This is a genomic window from Enterobacter ludwigii (assembly GCF_001750725.1).
GTDB lineage: Bacteria > Pseudomonadota > Gammaproteobacteria > Enterobacterales > Enterobacteriaceae > Enterobacter > Enterobacter ludwigii.
The window spans coordinates 2,118,922-2,137,709 of the sequence record NZ_CP017279.1 but is presented as its reverse complement, the minus strand read 5'-3'; the positions used below and the strand labels follow the sequence as shown (position 1 = coordinate 2,137,709).

20 protein-coding genes, 3 tRNA genes and 1 pseudogene are annotated in these 18,788 nt (G+C 51.7%); 17 read left to right on the top strand and 7 right to left on the bottom strand.

Translation table 11 applies throughout. The features are described 5' to 3' along the window. Window positions 1–57 precede the first annotated feature (57 nt). The 5 genes from tcyJ (at window position 58) to sdiA (ending at window position 4,334) form a co-directional block, all read left to right on the top strand. Complete coding sequence (gene tcyJ, locus BH714_RS10085) at window positions 58–858, top strand: cystine ABC transporter substrate-binding protein (RefSeq protein WP_020883350.1); 801 nt, start codon at window positions 58–60, stop codon at window positions 856–858. 107 nt (window positions 859–965) lie between these two features. Then, window positions 966–1,952, top strand: a complete 987-nt coding sequence (gene dcyD / locus BH714_RS10080; protein WP_040017818.1) for a D-cysteine desulfhydrase — start codon at window positions 966–968, stop codon at window positions 1,950–1,952. Window positions 1,953–1,972: 20 nt separating this feature from the next. Beyond that, the gene (gene tcyL, locus BH714_RS10075) at window positions 1,973–2,641 is read left to right on the top strand and encodes a cystine ABC transporter permease (RefSeq protein WP_014170710.1); all 669 of its coding nucleotides are present in this window, start codon (window positions 1,973–1,975) and stop codon (window positions 2,639–2,641) included. Next, complete coding sequence (tcyN, locus tag BH714_RS10070) at window positions 2,638–3,390, top strand: L-cystine ABC transporter ATP-binding protein TcyN (protein WP_014170709.1); 753 nt, start codon at window positions 2,638–2,640, stop codon at window positions 3,388–3,390. The genes tcyL and tcyN overlap by 4 nt, the downstream gene beginning before the upstream one ends. Before the next feature lie 221 nt (window positions 3,391–3,611). Then, window positions 3,612–4,334: a transcriptional regulator SdiA gene (gene sdiA, locus BH714_RS10065; RefSeq protein WP_014170708.1), complete on the top strand. Its 723-nt coding sequence runs from the start codon at window positions 3,612–3,614 to the stop codon at window positions 4,332–4,334. A 66-nt stretch (window positions 4,335–4,400) separates the two neighbouring features. Here the strand turns inward: sdiA and BH714_RS10060 are convergent, their stop codons facing one another. Next, window positions 4,401–4,625, bottom strand: coding sequence for a DUF2594 family protein (locus BH714_RS10060; protein WP_003859644.1), 225 nt, complete (start codon window positions 4,623–4,625; stop codon window positions 4,401–4,403). After that, window positions 4,612–4,692 carry a hypothetical protein gene (locus BH714_RS24500; protein WP_418251707.1) on the bottom strand — a complete coding sequence of 27 codons (81 nt, stop codon included), beginning with the start codon at window positions 4,690–4,692 and terminating at the stop codon, window positions 4,612–4,614. The genes BH714_RS10060 and BH714_RS24500 overlap by 14 nt, the downstream gene beginning before the upstream one ends. A gap of 399 nt (window positions 4,693–5,091) precedes the next feature. Between BH714_RS24500 and uvrY the strand changes: the two genes are divergently transcribed. From uvrY to BH714_RS10030, 6 genes are all read left to right on the top strand, one after another. Further along, window positions 5,092–5,748 (top strand): UvrY/SirA/GacA family response regulator transcription factor, encoded by a 657-nt coding sequence (gene uvrY, locus BH714_RS10055; protein ID WP_013096026.1) that lies wholly within the window; start codon window positions 5,092–5,094, stop codon window positions 5,746–5,748. Continuing rightward, window positions 5,745–7,577: an excinuclease ABC subunit UvrC gene (gene uvrC / locus BH714_RS10050; RefSeq protein ID WP_014170707.1), complete on the top strand. Its 1,833-nt coding sequence runs from the start codon at window positions 5,745–5,747 to the stop codon at window positions 7,575–7,577. The genes uvrY and uvrC overlap by 4 nt, the downstream gene beginning before the upstream one ends. Before the next feature lie 56 nt (window positions 7,578–7,633). Continuing rightward, entirely contained in the window at window positions 7,634–8,182 is a 549-nt protein-coding gene (gene pgsA, locus BH714_RS10045) for a CDP-diacylglycerol--glycerol-3-phosphate 3-phosphatidyltransferase (RefSeq protein ID WP_014170706.1), read from the top strand. Window positions 8,183–8,334: 152 nt separating this feature from the next. Continuing rightward, window positions 8,335–8,410 (top strand) — tRNA-Gly (locus tag BH714_RS10040). 46 nt (window positions 8,411–8,456) lie between these two features. Next, window positions 8,457–8,530 (top strand) — tRNA-Cys (locus BH714_RS10035). Between the two features lie 11 nt (window positions 8,531–8,541). After that, window positions 8,542–8,628, top strand: a tRNA-Leu gene (locus BH714_RS10030). Between the two features lie 269 nt (window positions 8,629–8,897). Here the strand turns inward: BH714_RS10030 and fucO are convergent. After that, on the bottom strand, window positions 8,898–10,046 hold the full coding sequence (gene fucO / locus BH714_RS10025; RefSeq protein WP_040017817.1) for a lactaldehyde reductase: 1,149 nt from the start codon (window positions 10,044–10,046) through the stop codon (window positions 8,898–8,900). A 27-nt stretch (window positions 10,047–10,073) separates the two neighbouring features. Then, entirely contained in the window at window positions 10,074–10,721 is a 648-nt protein-coding gene (gene fucA / locus BH714_RS10020; RefSeq protein ID WP_020883353.1) for an L-fuculose-phosphate aldolase, read from the bottom strand. Between the two features lie 543 nt (window positions 10,722–11,264). Here fucA and fucP point away from each other — a divergent pair. The 5 genes and pseudogenes from fucP to fucR all read left to right on the top strand — a co-directional run bounded on the left by fucP (window position 11,265) and on the right by fucR (window position 17,109). Continuing rightward, window positions 11,265–12,575, top strand: a complete 1,311-nt coding sequence (gene fucP, locus BH714_RS10015; protein ID WP_040019047.1) for an L-fucose:H+ symporter permease — start codon at window positions 11,265–11,267, stop codon at window positions 12,573–12,575. Between the two features lie 30 nt (window positions 12,576–12,605). After that, window positions 12,606–14,380: pseudogene (gene fucI, locus BH714_RS10010) on the top strand (L-fucose isomerase). Window positions 14,381–14,481: 101 nt separating this feature from the next. After that, window positions 14,482–15,900, top strand: coding sequence for an L-fuculokinase (gene fucK / locus BH714_RS10005; protein WP_040017816.1), 1,419 nt, complete (start codon window positions 14,482–14,484; stop codon window positions 15,898–15,900). Between the two features lies 1 nt (window position 15,901). Then, a complete protein-coding gene (fucU, locus tag BH714_RS10000) occupies window positions 15,902–16,324 on the top strand; it encodes an L-fucose mutarotase (RefSeq protein WP_032678451.1) in 423 nt (140 codons plus the stop codon). Window positions 16,325–16,380: 56 nt separating this feature from the next. Next, the gene (gene fucR / locus BH714_RS09995; protein ID WP_040017815.1) at window positions 16,381–17,109 is read left to right on the top strand and encodes an L-fucose operon activator; all 729 of its coding nucleotides are present in this window, start codon (window positions 16,381–16,383) and stop codon (window positions 17,107–17,109) included. A 191-nt stretch (window positions 17,110–17,300) separates the two neighbouring features. Here fucR and BH714_RS09990 read toward each other — a convergent pair whose 3' ends face one another. Both BH714_RS09990 and ymcF read right to left on the bottom strand, forming a co-directional pair. Further along, entirely contained in the window at window positions 17,301–17,528 is a 228-nt protein-coding gene (locus BH714_RS09990) for a hypothetical protein (RefSeq protein WP_014170703.1), read from the bottom strand. A gap of 57 nt (window positions 17,529–17,585) precedes the next feature. Then, the gene (gene ymcF / locus BH714_RS24345; protein WP_032669962.1) at window positions 17,586–17,780 is read right to left on the bottom strand and encodes a cold shock small protein YmcF; all 195 of its coding nucleotides are present in this window, start codon (window positions 17,778–17,780) and stop codon (window positions 17,586–17,588) included. Between the two features lie 125 nt (window positions 17,781–17,905). On the opposite strand from ymcF, the gene BH714_RS24340 reads away from it, so the two are divergent. Further along, complete coding sequence (locus BH714_RS24340) at window positions 17,906–18,076, top strand: YnfU family zinc-binding protein (protein ID WP_335671958.1); 171 nt, start codon at window positions 17,906–17,908, stop codon at window positions 18,074–18,076. Between the two features lie 297 nt (window positions 18,077–18,373). On the opposite strand, the gene BH714_RS09980 is transcribed toward BH714_RS24340, so the two are convergent. Beyond that, entirely contained in the window at window positions 18,374–18,592 is a 219-nt protein-coding gene (locus BH714_RS09980) for a cold shock domain-containing protein (RefSeq protein ID WP_014170702.1), read from the bottom strand. Window positions 18,593–18,788 lie beyond the last annotated feature (196 nt).

Below are 18,788 nucleotides of genomic sequence, written 5' to 3'. Positions count from 1 at the left end.
TGACCTTGCAGGTGATTTCTCTACACTACTCAAAAATTCCACTATATCGGGGTATTTATGAAATTAGCACTTCTGGGTCGTCAGGCGCTGATGGGTGTAATGGCAGTCGCGCTGGTCGCGGGTATGAGCGTGAAAACGTTCGCCGCAGAAAATCTGCTGAATAAAGTGAAAGAGCGCGGTACGCTGCTGGTCGGGCTGGAAGGAACCTATCCTCCGTTCAGCTTCCAGGGCGATGACGGTAAACTCACCGGTTTTGAAGTGGAATTTGCACAGGAACTGGCGAAACACCTTGGCGTGAAAGCCTCCATCAAACCGACCAAATGGGACGGTATGCTGGCGTCGCTGGATTCCAAACGTATTGATGTGGTGATTAACCAGGTGACCATTTCTGACGAGCGTAAGAAGAAGTATGACTTCTCCACGCCGTACACCGTGTCCGGTATCCAGGCGCTGGTGAAGAAAGGTAACGAAGGCACCATCAAAACGGCCGCTGACCTGAAAGGCAAAAAAGTCGGTGTCGGTCTGGGGACCAACTATGAAGAGTGGCTGCGCCAGAACGTTCAGGGTGTGGATATCCGCACTTACGATGATGACCCGACAAAATACCAGGATCTCCGCGTAGGTCGTATTGATGCGATTCTGGTTGACCGTCTGGCCGCGCTGGATCTGGTGAAGAAAACCAACAATACCCTGGCGGTAGCCGGTGATGCGTTCTCTCGTCAGGAATCCGGTGTAGCTGTTCGTAAAGGCAACGACGACCTGGTTAAAGCGATTGACTCCGCGATTGCTGACATGCAAAAAGACGGCAGCCTGAAAGCCCTTTCTGAGAAGTGGTTCGGGGCAGACGTCACGAAATAAGTCTTTGACGTTAAAAAAAGGCGCTTTTAAAAGCGCCTTTTTTATTTCTTACGCGTCTGCGTGCATAATGAAAAATATCACCTTGAGTCTGTGTTACCGGAGAACCCATGTCACTACAGAATTTAACGCGCTTTCCCCGCCTGGAGTTTATCGGCGCGCCGACTCCGCTGGAGTATCTGCCGCGATTTTCTGACTATTTAGGACGCGATATTTTTATCAAGCGCGATGACGTAACGCCGATGGCGATGGGGGGCAATAAGCTGCGTAAGCTGGAGTTTCTGGCCGCTGACGCCCTGCGTGAAGGCGCGGATACGCTCATTACCGCAGGTGCCATTCAGTCTAACCACGTCCGCCAGACCGCCGCGGTGGCCGCAAAGCTGGGTCTCCACTGTGTGGCATTGCTGGAAAACCCAATTGGAACGCACGCAGAAAACTATCTGACTAACGGCAACCGTCTGCTGCTGGATCTGTTTAACGTACAAGTCGAAATGGTCGAGGCATTAACCGACCCGACCGCACAACTTGATGAACTGGCGACGCGTCTGGAAGCGCAGGGTTTTCGTCCCTACGTTATTCCTGTCGGCGGCTCGAATGCGCTGGGCGCGCTGGGGTATGTGGAAAGTGCGCTGGAGATTGCCCAGCAATGCGAGGGAGCGGTCAGCCTCTCTTCTGTCGTTGTTGCTTCCGGCAGTGCAGGTACCCACGCAGGGCTGGCCGTAGGTCTGGAGCAATTATTACCCGATGTCGAGCTTATTGGCGTGACGGTATCGCGTAGCGTCGCGGACCAGAAGCCGAAAGTGGTCACCTTACAGCAGGCGGTGGCAGAGCAACTGGCGTTGAAAGCAACGGCTGATATCGAGCTCTGGGACGATTATTTTGCACCAGGCTACGGCACGCCTAATGAAGAGGGGATGGACGCGGTGAAATTGCTGGCGCGCCTCGAGGGTATACTGCTTGATCCCGTGTATACGGGCAAAGCGATGGCCGGTCTTATCGATGGCATTGAACAGAAGCGCTTTAAGGATGAAGGGCCGATTTTGTTTGTTCACACCGGCGGGGCACCTGCGCTGTTTGCCTACCATCCTCATGTCTAAAATCAGGTCGAAAAATAATAATGCAAGAAAGTATTCAACTGGTTATTGATTCCCTGCCGTACCTGCTTAAAGGTGCGGTATTTACGTTACAGCTCAGTATTGGCGGGATGTTCTTCGGACTGGTACTCGGGTTTGTGCTGGCCTTAATGCGTATGTCACCCGTCTTACCAGTACGCTGGGTGGCGCGTTTTTATATCTCTGTGTTTCGCGGCACGCCGCTTATCGCGCAGCTCTTTATGATCTACTACGGTTTACCGCAGTTTGGTATTGAGCTGGATCCGATCCCGGCGGCGATGATTGGTTTGTCGCTCAATACGGCGGCATACACCTCTGAAACGCTGCGTGCGGCAATCTCGTCCATTGATAAAGGGCAGTGGGAAGCGGCGGCCAGTATCGGTATGACGCCCTGGCAAACGCTGCGCAGAGCCATTCTGCCTCAGGCGGCGCGTGTGGCGCTTCCGCCGCTCAGCAACAGCTTTATCAGCCTGGTGAAAGACACGTCGCTGGCGGCCACCATTCAGGTCCCGGAACTGTTCCGTCAGGCGCAGCTTATTACCTCGCGCACCCTGGAAGTGTTCACCATGTATCTGGCGGCCTCGCTGATTTACTGGGTAATGGCGACAGTGTTATCCGCCTTGCAAAACTATTTCGAAAACCAGCTTAACCGCCAGGAGCGTGATCCAAAATGAGTGCTATCGACGTTAAAAACCTGGTGAAAAAATTCCACGGTCAAACGGTGCTCCACGGGATTGATCTGGAGGTAGAGCAGGGCGAAGTGGTCGCCATTATCGGCCCGAGTGGTTCCGGGAAAACAACGCTGCTGCGCAGCATCAACCTGCTTGAACAGCCTGAAGAAGGCACGATTCGGGTGGGGAATATTACGATTGATACCGGCAAATCCATCAGCCAGCAAAAAGGTCTGATTCGCCAGTTGCGCCAGCATGTGGGCTTTGTTTTCCAGAACTTCAATCTCTTCCCACACCGGACGGTGCTGGAGAACATCATTGAAGGCCCGGTCATTGTAAAAGGGGAAGCCAAAGAGGACGCGACGGTTCGCGCGCGCGAGTTGCTCGCAAAAGTCGGGCTGGCCGGTAAAGAAACCAGCTACCCGCGCCGCCTGTCAGGCGGTCAGCAGCAGCGTGTGGCGATTGCCCGCGCGCTGGCGATGCGCCCGGATGTGATCCTCTTTGATGAACCGACCTCTGCGCTCGACCCTGAGCTGGTGGGCGAGGTGCTGAACACCATACGCCAGCTGGCACAGGAGAAACGCACAATGGTTATCGTTACCCACGAGATGAGTTTCGCTCGTGACGTGGCGGACCGCGCCATTTTCATGGATCAGGGAAGGATCGTGGAGCAGGGGCCGGCAAAACACTTATTTGCCAACCCACAGCAGCCGCGAACCCGTCAGTTCCTTGAAAAATTCCTCATGCAGTAGAATTTTTGCACTAATTTGCTCCAGAAAATTTATCTGGGGCAAATTATTCTCCCCCTGCGCCCGACACCGTGTTTTTTTATTCCGCTCAGGCCCAATAAACCTTATCAAACGTAAAGTTAATTGTGCTGTTGCCGATATTTTGTGGTTAGAAATAAGTTTTATGTGTTAGGTTATATTCACCATAATAATGAATATCATTTCAGAGGCTTCATTTAGTAAGTATGAAGGATTCAGACTTTTTCACCTGGCGACGGGAATGCTCCCTCCGGTTTCAGAAATTGACCTGTGCCGACGAGGTATATCAGGAACTTCAGCGACAAACTCAGGCGCTAGAATTTGATTATTACGCACTCTGCGTACGCCATCCCGTGCCTTTTACGCGGCCTAAGATTTCTGTGCATACCACTTATCCGCCACAGTGGCAGGCGCAATATCAGTCGAAGAATTATTTCGCCATTGACCCGGTGTTAAAACCGGAGAATTTCATCCAGGGGCATTTACCCTGGACTGACGAATTATTCGCGGATGCTGAGGAATTATGGCATAGCGCACGGGAGCACGGCTTACGTACAGGAATAACGCAGTGTCTGATGCTGCCGAATCATGCTCTCGGTTTTCTGTCGGTTTCTCGTACTAGCATGCTGGAGAGCCCGTTAGACCACGAGGAAATAGAGCTGCGGTTACAACTGCTGGTGCAAGTGGCCTTAACATCGTTGATTCGATTTGAAGATGAGATGGTGATGCCGCCTGAGATGAAATTCAGCAAACGTGAACGGGAAATTCTTAAATGGACCGCGGAAGGGAAGACCTCGGCGGAAATTGCGATCATTCTCTCCATCTCAGAGAATACGGTTAACTTTCATCAGAAGAATATGCAGAAGAAATTCAATGCGCCTAACAAGACGCAGATCGCGTGTTACGCGGCGGCGACCGGGCTTATTTGAGTAGAGAGTACGTTCTGCGTGTCAGACGAGGCAACGGCTGAATGCACCGCATCCAGCCGTTTTTTATTACTGGCGGTAGGCTTGTTTAATTTGCTTAACGGTGTTGGCAAATACCGCGGATTCAGCCTGGTCTTCCATCTGCGCGATTTGTTTTTCCATTTTAATGATCACACGACCGGCGTCAGCCTGGCCCATCGCCTGTAGCATCAGCGTTAGCAGCGATTTCAGGCAGTTTACTTCCTGTGCCAGTTCCTGGTTATTCTCCGCAGTGGCAAATTCAGGTGTGCTCATTTATTTTCCTCATTATAAAACGGCGCTCGTGCGCGACGATGAAAGTCAAGGCGGCGGAGTATACCACAAGGCGCAGCAAAAAATGCAGCGGTTGTTTTTCGTACTTTTACACTGGATGTTTATTTGCGTAAACAACGCGTGCCGCTAAACTGTGCGGCGTTAATAGCGACGAATTGTTTATACCCGGTTCGCTTGTCGTTAATTATTGTTACAAAAATTTAAGAACTGTTTTTTTACGGACTCAGGCGACAGGTTTTTTGTAACTTTTTGAATACAGATGCTTAAAAAAAGCTGCACAAGCCCTGGTGGCGCGGGCTCTCTTTCCACGTTCTGTACAGCCTAATTTCCAAAAACGAGAGCGAAATCGAATAGCCGATTTTTTAACGTTTTAATCTTGTGAGGAAAACCGTTAATATAAACCAAATTATCACTCAGTAGCGTTATCCCTATTCTGGAGACATTTCCTTTGATCAACGTCCTTCTTGTTGATGACCACGAACTGGTGCGCGCAGGGATACGACGCATTCTTGAAGATATAAAAGGTATTAAAGTTGCTGGTGAGGCTTGTTGCGGCGAAGATGCCGTAAAATGGTGCCGCACTAATTCAGCCGATGTGGTGTTGATGGATATGAACATGCCCGGTATCGGTGGTCTTGAAGCAACCCGCAAAATCGCGCGTACCTTTGTTGATACAAAAGTCATCATGCTGACCGTGCATACTGAAAACCCGCTGCCCGCGAAAGTGATGCAGGCGGGCGCTGCCGGTTACCTGAGTAAAGGTGCCGCGCCGCAGGAAGTTGTCAATGCTATCCGTTCCGTGTTTGCCGGACAGCGTTACATTGCTTCCGACATTGCTCAGCAGATGGCCCTGAGTCAGATCGAACCCGAGAAAACGGAATCGCCGTTTGCCAGTTTGTCCGAGCGTGAATTGCAGATTATGCTGATGATCACCAAAGGTCAGAAGGTAAATGAGATCTCGGAACAGCTGAATCTTAGCCCGAAAACGGTGAACAGCTATCGTTATCGCATGTTCAGCAAACTGAACATTCATGGTGATGTTGAACTGACTCATCTGGCCATCCGGCATGGTTTATGTAATGCGGAGACGTTGTTAAGTCAGTGAGTGATGTGTTCGATTCAAAAGCATTTCTGAAAACCGTAACCAGCCAGCCTGGCGTCTATCGTATGTATGACGCTGGCGGTACGGTTATCTACGTGGGGAAAGCGAAAGATCTCAAAAAGCGCCTCTCCAGCTATTTTCGCAGTAACCTTGCCTCCCGCAAGACCGAAGCACTGGTCGCACTCATACAGAATATTGATGTTACCGTCACGCATACCGAGACCGAAGCGCTGCTGCTTGAGCATAACTATATTAAGCTCTATCAGCCGCGCTACAACGTGCTGTTACGCGATGATAAATCCTATCCGTTCATCTTCCTGAGTGGTGATACGCACCCCCGGCTTGCTATGCACCGCGGTGCAAAACATGCCAAGGGTGAATATTTCGGCCCGTTTCCCAACGGCTATGCCGTACGTGAGACGCTGGCGCTGCTGCAAAAAATCTTCCCTGTTCGCCAGTGTGAAAACAGTGTCTATCGCAATCGCTCGCGCCCGTGTCTGCAGTACCAGATTGGCCGCTGTCTGGGGCCATGCGTTGCCGGGCTGGTGAGTGAAGACGAGTATGCGCAGCAGGTCGAGTATGTGCGCCTGTTTTTAGCCGGGAAAGACGATCAGGTATTAACGCAGCTGATCGCCCGGATGGAGAAAGCCAGTGCAGCGCTGGAGTTCGAAGAGGCCGCGCGGATCCGCGACCAAATCCAGGCGGTGCGCAGAGTCACTGAGAAACAGTTCGTCTCGAACACCGGTGACGATCTCGATGTGATCGGCGTTGCCTTTGACGCCGGCATGGCCTGCGTGCATGTGCTGTTTATTCGTCAGGGTAAAGTGCTCGGGAGCCGCAGCTATTTCCCGAAAGTGCCGGGGGGGACGGAGCTGGGTGAGGTGGTTGAAACCTTCGTCGGCCAGTTCTATCTGCAGGGGAGTCAGATGCGCACGCTGCCATCGGAGATCCTGCTTGATTTCAATCTCGACGATAAAACGCTTTTGGCGGATTCGCTGTCAGAACTGGCTGGTCGTCGGGTTAACGTGCAGACCAAACCGCGCGGTGACCGCGCGCGTTACCTGAAGCTTGCCCGGACCAACGCGGCGACGGCGCTTACTACAAAACTGTCCCAGCAATCGACGGTCCACCAGCGTTTAACGGCACTGGCTACGCTCCTGAAGCTGCCGGAGGTTAAACGGATGGAGTGCTTCGACATCAGCCACACGATGGGCGAGCAGACCGTGGCCTCCTGCGTGGTGTTTGATGCTAACGGCCCGCTGCGCGCGGAATATCGTCGCTATAACATCACCGGGATCACGCCGGGTGATGACTATGCAGCCATGAACCAGGTGCTGCGCCGTCGCTACGGTAAAGCCATCGAAGAGAGCAAAATCCCGGATGTGATACTGATTGACGGCGGGAAAGGGCAGCTCGGGCAGGCGAAAGCGGTCTTTGACTCACTTGATGTGAGCTGGGATAAAAACCATCCGTTGCTGCTGGGCGTGGCAAAAGGGGCCGATCGTAAAGCCGGTCTGGAGACGCTCTTCTTTGAACCGGAAGGGGAGGGCTTCAGTCTGCCGCCGGATTCTCCGGCACTGCATGTTATCCAGCATATCCGCGATGAGTCACACGATCACGCCATCAGCGGGCACCGGAAAAAACGGGCGAAGGTAAAAAACACCAGTACGCTTGAGACCATCGAAGGCGTCGGGCCAAAACGCAGGCAGATGTTGCTTAAATATATGGGCGGATTGCAAGGATTACTCAATGCCAGCATGGAGGAAATTGCAAAAGTGCCGGGTATTTCGCAAGCGCTGGCAGAAAAGATCTACTACTCGTTGAAACATTGAGGGCTCTGTAGCAACATAGAGCTAAATTTTACTGACAACAAACAGTTACCGTCATTATGCAATTTAATATCCCTACGTTGCTCACTCTTTTTCGCGTTGTGCTTATCCCGTTCTTTGTACTGGCGTTTTACCTGCCAGTCGTCTGGGCTCCTTTTGCCTGTGCACTGATTTTCCTGGTGGCTGCGGTTACGGACTGGTTTGACGGTTATCTGGCACGCCGCTGGAACCAAAGCACCCGCTTCGGTGCCTTCCTCGACCCGGTCGCCGATAAGGTCATGGTCGCTATCGCGATGGTGCTGGTGGCTGAGCACTACCACACGTGGTGGGTAACGCTGCCTGCAGCAACCATGATTGGTCGTGAGATCATCATCTCTGCGCTGCGTGAGTGGATGGCGGAGCTGGGTAAGCGCAGCAGCGTCGCGGTATCGTGGATTGGTAAAGTGAAGACCACCGCGCAGATGGCCTCGCTGGTCTGGATGCTCTGGCGTCCAAACGCCTGGGTTGAGTGGGCGGGGATTGGGCTGCTGTGGGTTGCTGCAGTACTGACGCTGTGGTCTATGCTGCAATATTTAAACGCTGCCCGCGGCGATTTGCTTGATCAGTGATCGTTTCGACGTAATTTTCAGCAAACGATCCGGGGATGCAAAAAATAACGTTGACTCATACCGTCATATCAGTAGAATGCAACGCATCGAACGGCGGCACAGCTAGCCGGACGATAATGAAATCAAGTGGTTAGAAGTTAACTTGATGACATGCGGGAATAGCTCAGTTGGTAGAGCACGACCTTGCCAAGGTCGGGGTCGCGAGTTCGAGTCTCGTTTCCCGCTCCAGATTAAAGACATGCGCAATAGCGGGTGTCGTGCAAAAAAGTTTTACGGCGCGTTAGCAAAGCGGTTATGTAGCGGATTGCAAATCCGTCTAGTCCGGTTCGACTCCGGAACGCGCCTCCACTTTCTTCCCTGGCCGGATGGTGGAATCGGTAGACACAAGGGATTTAAAATCCCTCGGCGTTCGCGCTGTGTGGGTTCAAGTCCCACTCCGGCTACCATGGGAAAAAGCAGAATAATCAAAGCAATAAGCAGTGTCGTGAAACCACCGAAAGGTGGTTTTTTTGTGCCTGTTTTTCGCCGTATACCCTAGTTTCACCCTTCAACTTCGCCACAATAAGAGGGCAATCATGCCCAACAATGGCCATTAGCGATAGGATCTGTCGGCGTCGGTCGTCAGCTGCGAAATCACGGTTTTAAATACTGATGGCACTGTCTCTCTGCGTCACCCGGCCCAGAAGGGTTCTCTAAACCGGGTAACGCAGTCGCACTACCAGGCGGTATGGTACAGCTCGCTAATATCTGCCAGGCTCGCTTCCCGTGGGTTGCCGGCAGTACAGACATCATCATATGCCGCCTGGGCCAGCATCGGGATATCTTCTTTTTGTACTCCAGCCTCATGCAGATGGAGCGGGATGCCCACATCGTGATTAAGCCTGAAGACGGCATCCACGGCAGCATTGCGCGCGTCTGCAAGGCTCAGCCCTTCAACCTTCACGCCCATCGCCCGTGCAATATCGCGGAATTTATCGCCGGTAAAGTCAGCGTTGTAACGCATGATATGAGGCAGCAAAATGGCATTCGCCACGCCGTGCGGTGTGTCATAAAAAGCACCCAGCGGATGCGCCATACCGTGAACCAGCCCCAGGCCAACGTTGGAAAAGCCCATGCCGGCAACATACTGGCCCAGCGCCATCGCCTCGACGGCATCTCGATCGCCCTTGACTGAATCGCGCAGCGCGCCGGCAATAATCTCAATCGCCTTGATGTGTAGCGCATCGGTTAAGGCCCATGCACCCCGGGTAATATACCCTTCAATCGCATGGGTCAGCGCATCAACGCCGGTTGCTGCTTTCAGCACTGGCGGCATACCGTCCATCATATCTGCATCGATAAAAGCCACCTGCGGAATGTCGTGCGGATCGACGCAAACAAATTTACGCCGCTTCTCTTCATCAGTGATCACGTAGTTAATGGTCACTTCAGCCGCTGTTCCGGCTGTAGTGGGAATGGCCAGAACGGGTACGCTGGGGTTACGGGTTGGGGACAGGCCTTCAAGGCTACGAACATCCTTAAACGCCGGGTTATTGCTGATAATGCCGATTGCCTTACAGGTATCCTGAGGTGAGCCGCCCCCGATAGCGATAAGGTAATCTGCGCCGCTGTTCTGAAAAACACCCAGTCCTTCCTGTACTATTCCGATTGTCGGGTTAGGAAGCACGCCGGAGTATATTTCCCAGGCCAACCCCGCCTCGTCCAGCTTATCCGTGACCTTCGCCACCACGCCACACTGTATCAGCGTCCTGTCGGTGACAATCAGCGCTTTTTGATAGCCGCGACGCTTTACCTCATCGCAAAGCATCCCTGTCGCGCCCCGGCCAAACCAGGCCGTTTCGTTCAAAATCATTCTTTTCGCCATGGCATTTCTCCTGTTTGCTATGCGATGTCATTCTTCAATGCGCAGTCCGTAGGTTTTGAATTTTTCCAGTACAATGGCGATAGCATCGTCATCCAGTACCGGGACCGGATCCGTTATTGCCAGCGTGCAAAGGTACAGTTGTGCCAGTACTTCAACTTCATGCGCCAGCCACAAGGCTTTTTCCAGATTTGCTTCACAGGCAATTAAGCCGTGGTGCTGTAACAGCGTTGCTTTGCGGTTCCTGAGGGCAAAGGCGACATAGTCGGACAACTCGCGTGTCCCAAATGTGGCATATGGCGCGCAGGGTATGGAATTACCGCCTGCGGCGGCAATCATGTAATGAATGGCCGGGATAGGGCGGTTAAGAATAGACACGGCGGTACAGTGCACCGCATGGTTATGCACCACCGCCTGCGCATCCGGACGCGTCTGGTAGGCGGCCATATGGAAACGCCACTCGCTGGAAGGCAATTTGCCCTGTTCATGCTGACCGTCGGCATCAATATAAACGATGTGTGACTCTGTCAGTTTTTCATAGGGGATCCCCGTTGGCGTTATCAATATCCCGTCCTGATAGCGCACGCTGACGTTGCCAGCCGTGCCCTGATTTAACCCCAGGCGGGTCATTTCCAGGCAGGTATCAATAATCTGCCGCGCCAGTCTATTTCGTTCCATTTGTTACCTCTCTTGATGATCTAAAGCACCAGCAGAACAAGCCTGTTGTCCTGATGAATTAACCGTATATTTGCGCACCATCTTTATAGGGAATAACGCTAAAAGAATTCCGGTGGTTGCACTTTGTGATCGCCGTCAATTAATAGTCGGGAATTGATCCTTATTCGATTAATTCATTTCGGTAAAAATGACCGATTCAGAAGATTTTTATTCAAACAGTCGTTTTGATGATTTTTACTGTGAAAATGCCCGTTTCCGGAGTAATGCATTAAATCGGTCACTGGGGTTGTGGTTTTTCATGTTTATTTTCCCCGGTGGGGGTTGTTTTTATTAAATTTAAAGTGATAACGATCACATAAAGATATCGCGTTGCCGTTAAATGTGATTGTCATCATATTCGCCCCCCTTTTTTACATGAAAATGCATTCACGAGATCATTCCGATCGCCAGATTCGCGTCAGTAAGAGTAAAGCACCTTTTTATTTTTACCGTCTGGCAAGAAAGGAAAGTCACATTCTGACGCTTCTGACTAACGAGGGTGTTATGGGAAATACAACAATACCAACGCAGAGTTTTCGTGCGGTCAATGCCGGGCAAGCCCAGCGTTACATTATTCCTTTCGCGTTACTCTGCTCACTGTTTTTTCTTTGGGCAGTCGCTAATAACCTGAATGACATTTTACTCCCCCAGTTTCAGCAAGCCTTTACCCTGACAAACTTCCAGGCTGGCCTGATTCAATCTGCGTTCTATTTCGGCTACTTTGTCATTCCAGTGCCTGCCGGGATACTGATGAAAAAACTCAGCTATAAGGCAGGTATTATTACCGGGTTGTTTTTATATGCCATTGGTGCTGCATTATTCTGGCCTGCGGCGGAGTTAATGAATTATACATTGTTTCTAGTCGGTCTTTTTATTATAGCGGCGGGGTTAGGTTGCCTTGAAACTGCTGCTAACCCCTTTGTGACAGTGCTGGGGCCAGAGAGTGGTGGTCATTTCCGTCTTAATCTGGCGCAAACTTTTAATTCTTTTGGCGCGATTATTGCCGTTGTGTTTGGACAAAGCCTAATTTTGTCTCACGTGCCGCATCACTCTCAGGCGGTACTCGATAAAATGACGCCAGAACAGCTAAGCATTTATAAGCATAGCCTGGTGTTATCCGTACAAACGCCTTATATGATTATCGTGGCAATTGTATTGTTGGTCGCCCTGCTGATTATGTTGACCAAATTTCCGGTCCTTCAGAGCGATAATCACGGCGACGGCACACAAAGCACATTTTCTGCCTCTCTTTCCCGTCTGGTCCGGATTCGCCACTGGCGCTGGGCGGTGCTGGCGCAATTCTGCTATGTCGGCGCGCAAACTGCCTGCTGGAGCTATCTGATCCGGTACGCTATTGAAGAGATCCCCGGTATGACGCCAGGTTTCGCCGCCAACTACCTGACCGGCACCATGGTGTGCTTCTTCATCGGTCGTTTTACCGGTACATGGCTAATCAGCCGCTTCGCACCGCATAAAGTACTGGCCGCTTATGCCCTGCTTGCCATGGTGCTATGCCTGGTCTCCGCCGTATTCGGCGGCCATTTCGGTCTACTGGCCCTAACGCTGTGCAGTGCATTTATGTCTATTCAGTATCCAACCATTTTCTCCCTTGGGATTAAGAACCTGGGTCAGGACACCAAATACGGCTCGTCATTCATCGTCATGACCATTATCGGCGGCGGGATTGTGACGCCGGTCATGGGCTTTGTCAGCGATGCTGCAGGCAATATCCCAACAGCAGAACTGGTTCCGGCAGTGTGTTTTGCCGTCATCTTCATCTTTGCCCGTTTCCGTTCGCAAGCGGCAACGAATTAAACCTGTATCCGAAAACGTGAGGGATCTGTCATGAAAAAAATCAGCTTACCGAAAATAGGTATCCGTCCGGTGATTGATGGTCGTCGTATGGGGGTTCGTGAGTCTCTGGAGGAGCAAACCCTGAATATGGCCAACGCCACCGCCGCGCTGCTCACTGAAAAGCTTCGTCACCCCAACGGCGAGCAAATTGAATGCGTCATTGCTGACGGTTGCATTGCGGGGATGGCCGAATCTGCCGCCTTGAAGAAAAATTCAGCAGCCAGAACGTCGGCGTGACCATCACCGTGACGCCGTGCTGGTGCTACGGGAGTGAAACGATCGATATGGACCCCATGCGACCGAAAGCCATCTGGGGTTTTAACGGGACTGAACGTCCGGGTGCCGTTTATCTGGCCGCCGCGCTGGCTGCACACAGCCAGAAAGGGATTCCGGCATTCTCTATTTATGGTCATGATGTCCAGGACGCCGACGACACCTCGATTCCCGAAGATGTTGAGGAAAAACTGCTGCGCTTTGCGCGTGCCGGTTTAGCCGTCGCCAGTATGAAAGGGAAAAGCTATCTCTCCATTGGGGGGGTGTCGATGGGGATTGCCGGTTCCATCGTCGACCCTAACTTCTTCGAATCCTGGCTAGGGATGAAGGTACAGGCAGTTGATATGACTGAACTGCGCCGCCGCATTGATCAGAAAATCTTCGATGAAACCGAACTGGAAATGGCGCTGGCCTGGGCGGACAAAAACTTCCGCTACGGCGAAGACCAGAACGCGCAGCAGTATAAGCGTAACGAAGCGCAAAACCGTGAGGTGCTGAAAGAGAGCCTGCTGATGGCGATGTGTATCCGCGACATGATGCAGGGCAACCCAGCACTGGCGGAAAAAGGGCGGGTGGAAGAATCGCTGGGCTACAACGCCATTGCGGCAGGCTTCCAGGGCCAGCGTCACTGGACCGATCAATACCCGAACGGCGATACCGCCGAAGCGTTGCTTAACAGTTCCTTTGACTGGAATGGCGTGCGTGAACCCTTTGTCGTCGCGACCGAAAATGACAGCCTCAACGGCGTGGCGATGCTAATGGGCCACCAGTTGACCGGCACAGCACAGGTGTTCGCCGACGTGCGCACCTACTGGTCTCCAGAAGCGGTAGCGCGCGTGACCGGTCAACCGCTCAGCGGTCTGGCTGAGAAGGGTATTATCCACCTGATCAACTCCGGCTCTGCGGCTCTCGATGGCTCATGCAAACAGCGCGGCAGCGATGGCAAGCCAACGATGAAGCCATTCTGGGACATTAGCCAGCAGGAGGTTGATGCCTGCCTGGCGGCCACCGAATGGTGTCCGGCGATACATGAATATTTCCGCGGCGGCGGTTTCTCTTCTCGCTTCCTGACGGAAGGCGGCGTGCCGTTCACCATGACTCGCGTGAATATCATCAAAGGTCTTGGCCCGGTTCTGCAGATTGCAGAAGGCTGGAGCGTGGAACTGCCGAAAGAGATGCACGATCAGCTTGACGCCCGTACCAACTCAACCTGGCCGACCACCTGGTTTGCGCCACGTCTGACGGGTAAAGGTCCCTTTACCGACGTTTATTCCGTGATGGCGAACTGGGGGGCAAACCATGGCGTGCTGACCATCGGCCACGTTGGCGCTGACTTCATCACCCTGGCATCAATGCTGCGAATTCCGGTCTGCATGCATAACGTGGAAGAGTCGAAGGTCTATCGTCCTTCCGCCTGGGCTGCGCACGGCATGGATAGCGAAGGCCAGGATTACCGCGCCTGTCAAAACTATGGCCCGCTGTACAAACGTTGAGTAACGTCTTTGCCCGGTAGCGTATGTTTACCGGGCCTGTAAAACACCGAATTGCAGGCCGGATAAGCGACACGTTAGCCGGCGACGTTTCAGGAGTTGCTATGAAACAAGAGGTTATTCTGGTTCTCGACTGCGGAGCGACCAATATCCGGGTCATTGCCGTTAACCGGCAAGGCAAAATTATCGCCCGTGCCGCTACGGCAAATGCCAGCGACATCGCCATAGAAAATAACGCCTGGCACCAGTGGTCTCTCGAGGCCATTATGCAACGCTTCGCGGACTGTTGCCGCTCGCTGAAGACGAGTCTGGCAAACTGCCACGTTCGCGGCGTCACGGTGACCACCTTCGGCGTTGATGGCGCGCTGGTCGATGAGCACGGCAGGCTGCTCTACCCAATCATCAGCTGGAAATGCCCACGCACCGCCGAAGTGATGAAAAATATTGGCCGCTTGCTGTCACCTCAGCGGCTTCAGGACATTTCCGGCGTGGGGGCATTTGGCTTCAATACGCTGTATAAGCTGGTGTGGCTAAAAGAAAATCACCCGCAGCTGTTGGAACAGGCACACGCCTGGCTGTTTATCTCGTCGCTGATTAACCACCGTCTGACCGGCGAATTCACCACCGACGTTACTATGGCAGGGACCAGCCAGATGCTGGATATTCAACAGCGCGATTTCAGTCATGAAATTTTTCAGGCGGCGGGTTTGCCGCGTCGGCTCTTCCCACGTCTGGTGGAAGCCGGTGAGCTCGTCGGTAATTTACAGTCTGATGCTGCCCAATGGCTTGACCTACCCGCCGGTATCCCGGTGATTTCCGCCGGACACGATACCCAGTTTGCGCTGTTTGGTGCAGGTGCCGCGCCGGATGAACCCGTCCTCTCCTCGGGAACATGGGAGATCCTGATGGTGCGTAGTGCGCAGGTCAACACGCCGCTGCTCAGTCGCTACGTCGGTTCTACCTGCGAACTGGACAGCCAGCCAGGGCTGTATAACCCTGGCATGCAGTGGCTGGCATCGGGCGTACTTGAATGGGTACGTAAACTGCTTTGGACCGAAGAGACGCCCTGGCAAACGCTGATTGAGACAGCCCGCCGCATACCCATGGGGTCCGAAGGGGTGAAAATGCACTGTGATCTCCTCGGCTGTGAGCATGCGGGCTGGGAGGGCGTCACACTCAACACCACACGCGGTCATTTTTATCGCGCTGCGCTGGAGGGCCTCACCGGGCAGCTGGCGCAGAATCTGCGCACGCTGGAAAAGATTGGTCACTTCAACGCGACTGAACTGCTGCTGGTCGGCGGTGGCAGCCGTAACATGCTGTGGAACCAGATCAAAGCCAATATGCTCGGCATCCCCATCAAGGTACTTGATGATGCAGAAACCACTGTCGCGGGGGCAGCCCTGTTTGGCTGGTACGGGGTCGGAGAATTTACGAGCCCGGAACACGCCAGAGCGCAGATGCATTATCAGTACCGCTACTTCTTTCCGGAAACCGAATCTGCACCGATTGAGGGAGTTTGAGATGTTAAAAACGATTTCACCGTTAATATCACCTGAACTACTGAAAGTCCTGGCCGAAATGGGCCACGGCGATGAGATTATTTTTTCTGATGCCCATTTCCCCGCCCACACTATGGGACCGCAGGTTATACGTGCCGATGGGCTAAAGGTCAGCGAATTGCTGCATGCGATTATCCCGCTGTTTGAGCTCGACAGCTACGCGCCGCCACTGGTGATGATGGCTGCAGTTGAGGGTGACTCCCTCGATCCCCGTGTTGAGGCTCGCTATCGCGATGCGCTTTCACGTCAGGCACCCTGTCCGGCAATTACCCGCATTGACCGCTATGCGTTTTACGCACGTGCCAAAAAATCCTTTGCGATCGTTGTCACAGGGGAGTGTGCTAAATACGGGAATATTCTTTTAAAAAAGGGGGTAACGCCGTAATCTCATGCCGGTGCGCCCGCCAGCGCGGGCGTGTATCGAATGATGGGTGAGAAAAAATGAAAGAGGCACGTCAGCAAACGATAATCGACCTGTTGATTCAGCATCATAGTCTGACGACGGACGTTTTATCCACCCAGCTTAACGTCAGTAAAGAGACCATTCGCCGCGATCTCAGCGAACTGCAGGCGCAGGGAAAAGTGCTGCGCAACCACGGTCGGGCGAAATATATTCACCGGGAAAACCAGGACAGCGGCGATCCTTTTCATATTCGCCTTAAGAGCCACTTCACGCATAAAGCGGATATCGCCAGAGAAGCGATGGAGTGGATTGAAGCCGGGATGGTCATTGCCCTGGATGCCAGCTCAACCTGCTGGTACCTTGCGCGTCAACTGCCTGACATCGATATTCAGGTCTTTACTAACAGTCACCCCATCTGCCTGGAACTGGGCAAACGTGAACAGATTCAACTTATTAGCTCCGGCGGTAAACTCGAGCGTAAGTATGGCTGCTACGTTAACCCCTCGTTGATTTCACAACTTAAACTGCTGGACATCGACCTGTTTATCTTCTCCTGCGAAGGGATAGACAGTCATGGAGGGTTGTGGGATTCCAACAGTGTCAACGCTGGCTTCAAATCGCTGCTACTCAAGCGCGCTTCTCAGTCTTTATTGTTGATAGATAAGAGTAAGTTTAATCGTTCAGGGGAGGCCAGAATTGGGCACCTGGATGAGGTAACGCATATTGTGTCTGACACACAACTGAATGAATCAGGGCTGAGACAATAAGCCACCTGACACATTATGACGCAATTAAGTCTATTAGGGATGTGTTTGTTCGCGATAGCGTTAACGTATTATTCATTCCGTATAAGATTTTTAACGCGGGGAGGGTAAACAAAAGATGTTAGCAGCACAAATAAGAAGGGGATTACCCTTAAATAAGGGCATCTACAAGAACAGCCATACATTCAGAATAATTATAAATATTTCTTAGCCGCATCCAGAATTTCCTGAGAAGTCAGCTCCCTGTCCGACGCCACATATACCACTTCATGATCGCCGGTCAGAGAAGGAAAACCTGCGGACATTATCTGCAGGTTTATCGCTTCACCATTCGGATATTCCTGCCGTATGGATGTAATACCCTTAAGCACGGTGACAACATTGCTCGGTTTACCATTGAAAAAGACGATGACTTTCTTCATATCTCACCTTGTTGGTCGTTATCTGCTTAAGCACCTTCTCTGTGAAGGCGAGGGGAATCAGGACGGCGCGAAAATTTTTGTCTGGCTGTCAGGTCTGTCTGCGAATGTCATCGTCGATTTGCAGAAAATGCATTTAGCGCCATACGGATTTTTTTCAGACACATCAAAAATCGACGTTCTGTATTGGGAGCCATGACAACATGGGCATCTGAAGTGAATATTTAAGTTGATATCATTTACCTTTTTTAACATTAGCGGTATTTAATTTTCGAAAAAGCGTTGCATTTGTACTTTCTTTGGTTTTTGCAATCATTCGGAAATAAAAGCAAGCAATCATCTTCGTGAACGTGTATGGTGACAGTCGTTTAAATCAGGAGATGTCTATGTCAGGACGTAAAAATACACAATTCCGTCGCAATTACTTAGTAAAATGTCCATGTCCAAACTGTTCAAAAGACTCTGAGCATAGTTTCAGCCGTGTACAAAAAGGGGCTCAACTTGTCTGCCCACACTGCAGCACTCTTTTCAAAACCGCTCAAAAATTCTAAAAATGCATTTGCCAGATGATGAATTTGCGTCTTTACAGACGATCTCATTTGGCAAAGCAACATTGAAGAAGTGATGCTTTTGGAGGTTGCCTGACCTCTTACGCACTTTGATATTTTACAAGCAGCTCGCTTCTGCTTTAAGACTCTTCGTGCAGCAGACCTGCACTTCATCACATCGGTCAGCACACTCTTTCTACGAGAAAAATATGCTGACCTGTTGCTCAGAAAAAGCCTTCTAATCCAGGACCCGTCTACTCAGGAAAAATCCATCATCGTGATCGCGGGTCCGTGATAACTTTATCTATCGCAAAGTATTACGCTTGCAGCAGCAGGGCCTTTTTCGCCACTCTGGATAGCAAATTCGACCTTCTGGCCTTCAAAGAGAGTTTTAAAATCATCACCCTGCAGAGCAGAAAAGTGCACAAACACATCTTTGCTGCCATCGACAGGAGAGATAAAACCGAAACCTTTATCTTCGTTAAACCACTTAACCAAACCTATAATTCTTGAAGACATGCAGACTCCTTGTGAGTATTTGAAATGATAAGAAACGTATAATATTAAACGTATGGACTCAAAAGGAGGGGATATCAGCGATAGCGCCTGGTTATGAGGACTGCCGGGTAAAATTTTTTACGCTCGTGTGTGGATTAAACCAACGACTTCATTAATGCATGAGGAGGGAGAATTAGCAATTTTTATTTTAGCCTTC